This is a genomic window from Gemmatimonas sp., from assembly GCF_031426495.1.
Taxonomy (GTDB): domain Bacteria; phylum Gemmatimonadota; class Gemmatimonadetes; order Gemmatimonadales; family Gemmatimonadaceae; genus Gemmatimonas.
Window position 1 is genome coordinate 22,717 of sequence record NZ_JANPLK010000039.1, and the last position, 9,015, is coordinate 31,731.

Genomic DNA, 9,015 nt, shown 5'->3' on the forward strand with positions numbered 1-9,015 from the left:
TCTGCTCACTTGTGGTACGGTTCGCCTCGAATAATGGTGCCCGCCCGGTACAATTGCTCCGAGAGCACCAGCCGCGCTACCTCATGCGGCAACGTCCACGGGGCGAGCGATAATCGGCGGGCCGCACGGCTGCGGACGGACTCGCCGAGACCATGCGCCCCGCCAATCACGAAAGCCACGCTACGCGCCTGCTCCCGCTGCTCCTGCAGCCAGCCAGCGAATCGGGTGGAGTCCATCGATTCTCCGCCCGGATCGCACGCGATGATCTGCGCATCGCCCGAGATGCGCTCGGAGAGACGCTGGGCCTCGCGATCCATCACCAGCGCCGGCGTGAGTCCGCGTCCTGATTCTTCCTTGACCTCGATCACGTCGAGCGGCCAGTAGCGCGCCGCTCGAGTCTCATAGTCCCGAATGGCATCGGCCAGCCCCGCATGGCGGGGCCGGCCGATTACCAGCAGCGAGATCCGCATGACTCCGGATCCGACGCCGCGTCAACAATCACGCGTAGATGCCGCGCAGACGATGCACGGTGGCCACCCGACTGATCGACAGCATGTACGCGGCCGTCCGCATGTTTACGCGATGCTGCTTCGAAAGCGAAAGTACGTCCTGGAAGCTGCGCGTCATGATGCCGCCAAGTCGTTCGTTGACGTCGGCCTCCGACCAGAAGTAGCCCATGCGATCCTGCACCCACTCGAAGTACGACACCGTCACGCCGCCCGCATTGGCCAGAATGTCCGGAATCACGAAGATGCCCTTCTCATCGAGGATCGGATCGGCGGCGGCGGTAGTCGGACCGTTGGCGCCTTCGCAGATCACCTTGGCGCGGATACGGGCCGCATTCTTCGTGGTGATGACGTTCTCGAGCGCGGCCGGAACCAGAACGTCCACGTCGAGCGTCAGCAGCGTGTCGGCGTCGATCATCTCGGCGCCCGCGAAGCCCTCAAGCGAGCGATGCTTCTGCACATATGCAATCGCGGCATCGACATCGATGCCCTTTGCGTTGTAGAACGATCCGGCCCGATCGCCGATGCCCACGATCTTGCAGCCCTCGGCGGCCATCAATTTGGCCGCCGTCGAGCCGACATTGCCGAAGCCCTGAACGGCGACCGTCGCTCCCTTCATGGAGAGTCCAAGGTGGTCAAGCGCTTCGCGCGTTACGAGCATGCAGCCACGACCCGTGGCTTCACGGCGACCATGCGAGCCGCCCATCTCGATCGGCTTCCCAGTGACGACGGCGTTCTCGGTGCGACCCACATGCATCGAGTAGGTGTCCATGACCCAGGCCATCACCCGCTCGTTCGTATTGACATCCGGTGCCGGCACGTCGGTGTCGGGTCCAAGCAGGGAAATGATGCCCTTGGTGTAGCGGCGCGTCACACGCTCGAGTTCACCGACGCTCATCGTGAGCGGATCACAGATCACGCCGCCCTTTGCGCCGCCGAATGGCAGGTTCACCACGGCACATTTCCACGTCATCCACGCCGCAAGCGCCTTTACTTCTTCGAGCGTCACCTTCATGTCGAAGCGGATGCCGCCCTTCGCCGGACCACGCGACGTGTTGTACAACACGCGGTAGCCCGTGAACACCTCCACGTCCCCGTTGTCGAGCTGCACGGGTACCGAAACGATCAGCTGCTTTTCAGGGTTGCGCAAAATCTTGTAGATGCCGGGCTCGAGATCGAGCAGCTCGGCGGCACGGTCGAAGCGAGACATCATCGCTTCGAACGGATTTTCTTCGTTCAGGAACCTGTCCTTGTCCGGGCGGACGATACTGTCCGTCGGCAGGCGGAGGAGGTCGATAGCCATTTCGCCAGGTATTTTAGGCCGGACTCAGCCGGCGGTGGGAGTGGTGGCCCTGCGCGCCGCCAATACTCGGGCTACAGCCTTATCCAGTATCTCGGCGCCTTGCTCGACCACCACAGTCTGGGAAACATACCAAAGCGCGGCCCCGGCGCGAGGCCAAAGCGGTACCAGTTTGACGGCATCTTTGAGGGTGCAGAGCACCTCTACTGAGGAATCGGCCCGTGCCACGATGTCAGCCACGTCACTCGCCACGAAATCGTGATGGTCCGGATACGCCGCGTGATGCTCGACCACGGCCCCCGCAGCCTCCATCTGACGCCGAAACGCGTCGGGGTCGGCGATCGCACTGACGAGCACGAGTTTTCGTCCGCGAAGCCACGTCAGGTCGTGCTGCAGGCTCCGTGGCCCCCCCGACCCGCCCGCAATCGTGGCAGCGAGACGGATGGTACCGGGCGTCAACCGCAGCTGTGCAATCGGAACGTCAGGCGCCGCCGCGCGAATGGCGGCACGCACGGCCTGCACGCGCTCCGTCGGCGCCGCTTTGACCGTAATAACCGCCACGGACGCCCGGTTCAGGCTTCCCAGCGGCTCCCGATACGGACCGCTCGGTAGCAGGCGAACAGACTCGTGCCAGGCATCCGCGCTCACCAACACCACATCCACGACACGCGACACCTGACGATGCTGAAATGCATCGTCGAGTACGGCGCAGTCACATTGCATGCTGCGGGCGGTCACGAGCCCGACGGCACGCTCCGGCGCGACCACCACCGGGACGCCGGGAGTCAGGAGTCCGTGCACACGCCACTCATCGTCTCCGTAACCGCGCAATACCAGTGCCGGGGTTGCACCACCAGCTTTCAAGCGCGAGACGAACCACGAGGCAACGGGCGTCTTGCCAGTGCCGCCCACCGTGAGATTGCCCACCGACATCGCGGGTAAGGCCGCCACGGGCATCGCCCCATCGCGTACGCGCGCGTCGAAGCCCGCGTTGCGACGCGCGACGATCACGCCGAAGAGCCAACTGAACGGCGTCACGGCGCCACGAACGAGTCGCGCACCGACAGCGTCAGAATCCCAGACATGCGAAATGAACGCGCGCCCACCGGTGCCGAGACTCATCCCGTCACGCGCGCGTCGACGCGTTTGAGAGCCTCTCGACGCGCGCGACCGCATCACGCATCCGCTGTGCGAACGCTTCGGTGCGCGCCGCCGCAGCACGGACATCGGGATCATCCAACACGACCGGCTCGCCGTACTCGATCGTGACGCGCGCAAATGGCTTCGGAATCTCGAATCCATCCCAGCTGCGCAACTGCCATTTACGATCGACATGGGCTACGAGTGACACCACGGGCGCGCCGGCCCGATGCGCGAGCACCAGCGCTCCCGGAGCGAAGCTGTAACGCGGTCCGCGCGGCCCATCAGGGGTGATGGCCATGTCGGCACCACGCTTGAGCACCTGCACCGCCTCGAGCAGCGCCCGCGTGCCTCCCCGCGACGATGATCCGCGAACGCCGAAGAAACCGAACGTTCCCACGATGCGCGCGATGATCTCGCCATCTTTGTGCTCACTGATCATCACGCCGGTGGGCTGACGGTGCGCCCACAAGATCGGCAGCATCTGTCCGTGCCAAAGCGTGAACACCACGCGCGAGTCCTCGGGCGCGCGATCGAGCAGCGCCTGCCGTCCGTGCACCTTCACCCGCCACGTCGCGCCCAGCGCATACAAGACCCACGTGCCAAGCGTGATGGCGACTCGCGTGCGCCAGTCGAAGGCGGCCGACGACGTGCGCGGCGCGGGCGGCTCGCGATCCGGCACGTTGCGTTCCGGCATCACGCCGGTCTAGTAGCGACGAGTTCGCTGATCATGTGCGCCACGCGCTCGGACGCGCCGGGCGTGCCCAGCATGCCGCGAACTTCACTCAACCCGGCCTCCGCGTCTGCCCGCGCCGCACTGTGTACCTCGAGCAGCGGCATGAGCGCGTCGGCCACCCGACTTGGCTCGAATGCATCCTGCACGAACTCGCGGGACACCTCGCGGTGCGCGACCACGTTCACGAGCCCGATGTGCGGGATCTTCACGAGGCGACGCGCGATCGCATAGGTGATCGCACTCGTGCGATACCCGATCACATGCGGTAGTCCAGCGACCGCCGCCTCGAGCGTCGTGGTTCCGCTCTTCAAGAGCCCCGCCGTCGCCGCGCGCAGCACGGTGAAGGACGCACTGTGCACGCGTGGGAATGGACAATCGGCTTCACTGATCTGCACCGTCGGCGCGACGCTCACGACCACGTGCAGTCCCGGAATACGCGACTGCAACAGCGTAGCCGTCTCCATGAACGGCTTCAGATGCCGCGACAACTCCGCACGGCGAGATCCGGGAAACACCGCGAGGATGGGACCATCGGCGGGAAGTCCCAGTGCCGCGCGCGCCTCCGACTGCGTCGGCAAGGACTGGGCGCGATCCAGTAGCGGGTGTCCCACGAACGTGGCGTCCACGCCGTGACGACGCAGCAACCCTTCCTCGAACGGCAGGATCGACGCCGCCTTCGTGACCACACGGGCCAGCTTCGGTAAGCGGCCGGCGCCCCACGCCCACACTTGCGGCGTGATGTAGTACAGCACCGGCACCCCGGCCTTCTTCGCGACGTCAGCCACCTTGAGATTGAAGCCGGGATAGTCGAGTAACACCACCAGCTCCACGCGTCCGCTGTTGATGCGCTCCCGCAAGCGGCCGAGCAACGCGTAGTGCTTGGGAATGTGCCGGACGACTTCGGCGAACCCCATGACAGCGAGATTCTCGACATCCTCGATGATCTCCACACCGGCGGCGCGCATGTGGCCGCCGCCGACGCCGACCATCTTCAACTCCGGTGCCATGACGCGCAGCGATTCCGCCACCTTGCCCGCGTGCAAATCGCCGGACGCCTCGCCGACGACGAACAGAATCTCACGCACGCGCTGACTCGTCGGAGGCACGCATGACCTGCTGCGCCTCTTCGATCGCCGTCACGATGCGGAGGGCCGCCTCGAGCGCCTCTCGTCCTTCCTCACCGGTGACCGCCACGGCATTCCGTCCCGCGATCGCGCCGAGGAACTGCGACAGCTCGAGCACCAGCGGCTCGCCGTCCGGTGCCTCGAGGGGCACCCGCTCCACGAACTCCTCGAGCGCACGCGGCGCGCGCGCCAGGAGCATCGGATCAAAATCCCCGCGCAATCGGAAGAACTCGCCGGTGCCCGCCGCGAGATCGAGCGAGATGTACCCACTGCGCTGGAAAATCCGAAGCTTCCGCAAGCGCTCACGGGAAACGCGGCTCGCCGTGATGTTCGCCACGGCGCCGTTCGCGAACGTGAGACGGGCGTTGGCAATGTCGATCTGCGGCGTGAGCACTGGCATGCCCATGGCCTGCACGTCCGACACGCGAAGCCCGACGAGCGTGTGGACCAGATCGAGGTCGTGAATCATCAGATCGAGCACGACGGCCACATCGGAGCCGCGTGGATTGAATGGCGCCAACCGGTCACTCTCGATGAATCGCGGCCCATCGACAAAGGGCATTGCCGCGCGCACGGCGCGATTGAACCGCTCCACGTGGCCGACCTGCAGCAGCACACCGGCCGCGCGCGCTCGAGCCAGGAGATCATCGGCTTCCTCGAGCGTGACGGTGAACGGCTTCTCGACGAAGATGTGCTTGCCGCGATCGAGCGCCGCCGACGCCACGGCATGATGCGCGGTGGTGGGCACGACGATCGAGACCGCGTCCACATCGTCGAGCATCGCCGACAACGACGGATACACGCGGACGCCAAGTTGCGTGGCCACCTCGGCCGCGCGTCCTGGATTCTCATCGACAAACCCGGCGAACCGATCGCCGCACAGATCGCGAAGAATCCGCACATGGTGCACGCCCAAGCCACCGGCGCCGACTACACCGACGCGCGGCGCATCGCTCTTCGAGAAGGCGCGCGACTCCGGAGTCATGGTCGTGGTTCTCAGAATCCAACGCCTCGCTGGCTCGCTTCGATGAAATCGAGGAAGTGCTGCACTTCAGGAAGCATCGTGAGCTCGGCGCGCGCTTTCTCGACACCCTGACCGAGGTTGAGATCGGAGCGGAAGCAGAAACGATAGGCCCGCTTGAGTTCACGGACGACGTCTTCCTCGAAACCCGTTCGCCGCAGGCCCACCGAGTTCAGTCCGAACAGCTTGATCGGATTGCCCACCGCACGAACGAAGGGCGGCACATCCTGCGCCACGCGTGAGCATCCGCCGATAAACGAGTGACGGCCAATTCGTGAGAACTGGTGCACGGCGCACAATCCGGAAATTGTCGCCTTGTCCTCGACGGTCACGTGACCCGCCAGCTGCGTGCCGTTCGAGATGATCACGTTGTCGCCGATATGACAATCATGCGCCAGATGCACGTAGCTCATCAGGAAACAGTTGCGACCGACGCTCGTCGTGATCGAGTGGGCCGTGCCCCGATTGATCGTCGCGTACTCGCGCACGGACGTTTCATCGCCGATGTCGACCCACGTCTCCTCACCGCGATACTTCAGATCCTGCGGATCACCGCCGAGGATCGCGCCGATGCCGATCTGTACGCGTTCACCGAGCCGCACATTCCGCTCGAGCGTCGCACGTGCGGCGACATGCGTACCGTTGCCGATAGTACACTGCGGTCCGATGATCGCCCACGGTCCGACTTCCACATCCTCGCCGAGCTGCGCCGACGCATCGACGAGTGCCGTCGGATGAATACGCGCAGTCATCGATCGCGGACCATCGCCGCCATGTCCGCCTCGGTCACCACCTGTCCGTCCACGGTGGCGACGCCACGCATCTTGCACATCGTGCCGCGGATCTGCAGCACTTCCATTTCGATCCGCAGCTGATCGCCAGGCTTCACCGGACGGCGGAACTTCACGTTATCGAGCGACAGGAAGTACACGACTTTGCTCGACGGATCGGCAATGGTGCGCATGAGGAGCATGCCGCCCACCTGCGCCATCGACTCGATGATCAGCACTCCGGGCATGATCGGATGCCCTGGAAAGTGTCCCTGAAAGAACGGTTCGTTGATCGTGACGTTTTTGAGTCCCACGATCCGCTTCCCTTCCTCGATCTCCAGAATGCGATCGACGAGCAGGAACGGGTACCGATGGGGCAGCACCTGCATGATATCTTCGATGGAATACACGGCGGGCTCCCGGACAGCGTGTTGCACGAGGGCGCGCACCAGGGCGACCGTACCCCGGTGACTCGGTTTGTGAGCGATGATGTGCGCGCGAACGCGCGCACCAGCGAGAACGAGATCACCGACACAATCGAGCGCCTTGTGTCGGGAAAATTCATCAGGCCAGCGAAGCGTGGTATCAACCACGCCGTCCGCATCGAGCACCACGGCGTTGGCGGTGGTCGCCCCCTGAATCAATCCTTTCGAACGCAGCGCGTCCACTTCGTGCGTGAACCCGAAGGTTCGCGCCGAGGCGAGTTCGCGGGTGAAGCTGTCGGCGGTCACCATGCACTGCGTGCGCTGTGTGCCGATGAGGGGGTGGGGGAAATCGATCGTGACGTCGAGCGACAGGCCCATGCACGGGCGCGCCTCGTACACCGACTCACCATCCACCACTCGAATCGATTTCCGCAGCACCAACCACTCGGGACGACCGCCGTTGACGACCAATCCCGCAGCGCGCAGTGCCTCCAGAAACGGCGCGGCGCTGCCGTCCATGATCGGCGGCTCGGGGCCGTCCATCCCGATCTCGAGATCGTCGATGGACAGGGCGCCTACGGCGGCCAGCACATGCTCCACCGTGTGCAACGCCTCCGGGCCACTCCCGAGCTGCGTGCGACGCTCGGCGTCTACCGCGAACTCGACACGCGCCGAAATGGGCGCAGCGTTAACGATGTCGGTCCGACGAAACACGATCCCGGTGCCCGTTGGGGCCGGCCGGAAGGTAAGGCGACACGACTGTCCGAGGTGAAGACCGATGCCTTCGACCACCGCCTCCGCGCCGATCGTGCGTCGCTGGCCTGCCGGCTCGTATTCGGAGCCGGCGACTGCGCCCGGCGTCTTTCCGGCTTTCGCGATCATGTGCCACTCTCGTCAGGCGCGCTGTCGGCGCGGCTGTCGGCGCGGCTGTCGGCGTCGTGGCTCGACAATTCCGGCTTCGCGACCAGCTGCTCGAGGGGGCGCACGATCTTGGCCAGACGGGCGATCGCGGCCGACGCGCGCAGGTGATCCCGGTGGGAGCGCGCCGGATAACCGGACCACGTTTCGCCGGCCGGCACGTTGCCGATCACACCGGCGCCGCCAGCCAGATTCGCCTTTGAGCCGATGGTCACGTGTCCCCCGATGCCAACCTGGCCACCGATTTGGACGCCATCGCCTATGCGCGTGGAACCGGCGACGCCGGCCTGGGACGCGAAGAAGCAGCCGCGTCCGACGCGCACGTTGTGCGCGATCTGCACGAGGTTGTCGATCTTGGTGCCGGCACCGATGATCGTGTCATCCACACTGCCGCGGTCGATGCAGCTGTTGGCCCCCACCTCGACGTCATGCTCGAGAATGCAGCGCCCCGCATGCGGAATACGCACCACGCCGTTCGCTCGCGGCACAAAGCCGAAGCCTTCGCGGCCGACCCGCGCACCCGCGTGCAGCGTGACGCGGTCTCCCAGCTCGGTGAACGGGTAGACGACCGCCGTGGAGTGCACCCGCACATCTCTGCCGAGTACTGATCCTGCTCCGATAACGGCGTGGGCGCTGATCCAGCTGCCGTCACCAATCACCGCTCCCTCGCCGATCACGACAAACGGATCGATCGTGACGCCTTCACCAAGGTGTACGTCGTTCGCGATGATGGCGGACGGGTGTACACCTTGGGCGCGCGGCTCCTTGCGATGAAATCGGGCCAGCAACGTGACCATGGCGTCCACCGGCCTGGCTACGACGATGCGGGTCAAGGGCGTGCCCGCCAGCTCGGCCAGTTCGGGCGAAATCAGCACCACGCCGGCGCGGGAGGTGGCAAACCACTGTCCGTACCGCAGATGCGACAAAAAGCTCAGCTCGTTGGGGCCGGCGCGGTCGAGTGGGGCAATTCCCCGCACTTCGATCGACCCGTCGCCAACGAGCACGCCTCCTACTTGCGCCGCAACGGCAGCGGCGGTGATGGGGGGTTGGCCCTAACCGCCGCCCGCCGGCGGGT

9 protein-coding genes are annotated in these 9,015 nt (G+C 65.3%); all 9 read right to left on the reverse strand.

Going from position 1 to position 9,015, the window contains the following annotated elements; genetic code table 11:
* Positions 1-5: 5 nt before the first annotated feature.
* From RMP10_RS09765 to lpxD, 9 genes are read right to left on the reverse strand one after another with little or no spacing between them, the layout of a single operon-like run.
* On the reverse strand, positions 6-470 hold the full coding sequence (locus tag RMP10_RS09765) for a 23S rRNA (pseudouridine(1915)-N(3))-methyltransferase RlmH (RefSeq protein ID WP_310570121.1): 465 nt from the start codon (positions 468-470) through the stop codon (positions 6-8).
* A gap of 28 nt (positions 471-498) precedes the next feature.
* Positions 499-1,809 carry a Glu/Leu/Phe/Val dehydrogenase gene (locus RMP10_RS09770; protein WP_309669753.1) on the reverse strand — a complete coding sequence of 437 codons (1,311 nt, stop codon included), beginning with the start codon at positions 1,807-1,809 and terminating at the stop codon, positions 499-501.
* Between the two features lie 24 nt (positions 1,810-1,833).
* Positions 1,834-2,928 carry a tetraacyldisaccharide 4'-kinase gene (locus RMP10_RS09775; protein ID WP_310570122.1) on the reverse strand — a complete coding sequence of 365 codons (1,095 nt, stop codon included), beginning with the start codon at positions 2,926-2,928 and terminating at the stop codon, positions 1,834-1,836.
* A 4-nt stretch (positions 2,929-2,932) separates the two neighbouring features.
* Positions 2,933-3,643, reverse strand: coding sequence for a lysophospholipid acyltransferase family protein (locus RMP10_RS09780; RefSeq protein ID WP_310570123.1), 711 nt, complete (start codon positions 3,641-3,643; stop codon positions 2,933-2,935).
* Entirely contained in the window at positions 3,643-4,767 is a 1,125-nt protein-coding gene (gene lpxB, locus RMP10_RS09785; protein ID WP_310570124.1) for a lipid-A-disaccharide synthase, read from the reverse strand. The genes RMP10_RS09780 and lpxB overlap by 1 nt, the downstream gene beginning before the upstream one ends.
* On the reverse strand, positions 4,760-5,791 hold the full coding sequence (locus RMP10_RS09790) for a Gfo/Idh/MocA family oxidoreductase (protein WP_309669748.1): 1,032 nt from the start codon (positions 5,789-5,791) through the stop codon (positions 4,760-4,762). Before RMP10_RS09790 ends, lpxB begins: the two co-directional genes overlap by 8 nt.
* A gap of 11 nt (positions 5,792-5,802) precedes the next feature.
* Positions 5,803-6,579, reverse strand: coding sequence for an acyl-ACP--UDP-N-acetylglucosamine O-acyltransferase (gene lpxA / locus RMP10_RS09795; protein WP_309669747.1), 777 nt, complete (start codon positions 6,577-6,579; stop codon positions 5,803-5,805).
* A complete protein-coding gene (locus tag RMP10_RS09800) occupies positions 6,576-7,904 on the reverse strand; it encodes a bifunctional UDP-3-O-[3-hydroxymyristoyl] N-acetylglucosamine deacetylase/3-hydroxyacyl-ACP dehydratase (RefSeq protein WP_310570125.1) in 1,329 nt (442 codons plus the stop codon). The genes lpxA and RMP10_RS09800 overlap by 4 nt, the downstream gene beginning before the upstream one ends.
* On the reverse strand, positions 7,901-8,980 hold the full coding sequence (gene lpxD, locus RMP10_RS09805; protein WP_310570127.1) for a UDP-3-O-(3-hydroxymyristoyl)glucosamine N-acyltransferase: 1,080 nt from the start codon (positions 8,978-8,980) through the stop codon (positions 7,901-7,903). Before lpxD ends, RMP10_RS09800 begins: the two co-directional genes overlap by 4 nt.
* Between the last annotated feature and the right edge of the window lie 35 nt (positions 8,981-9,015).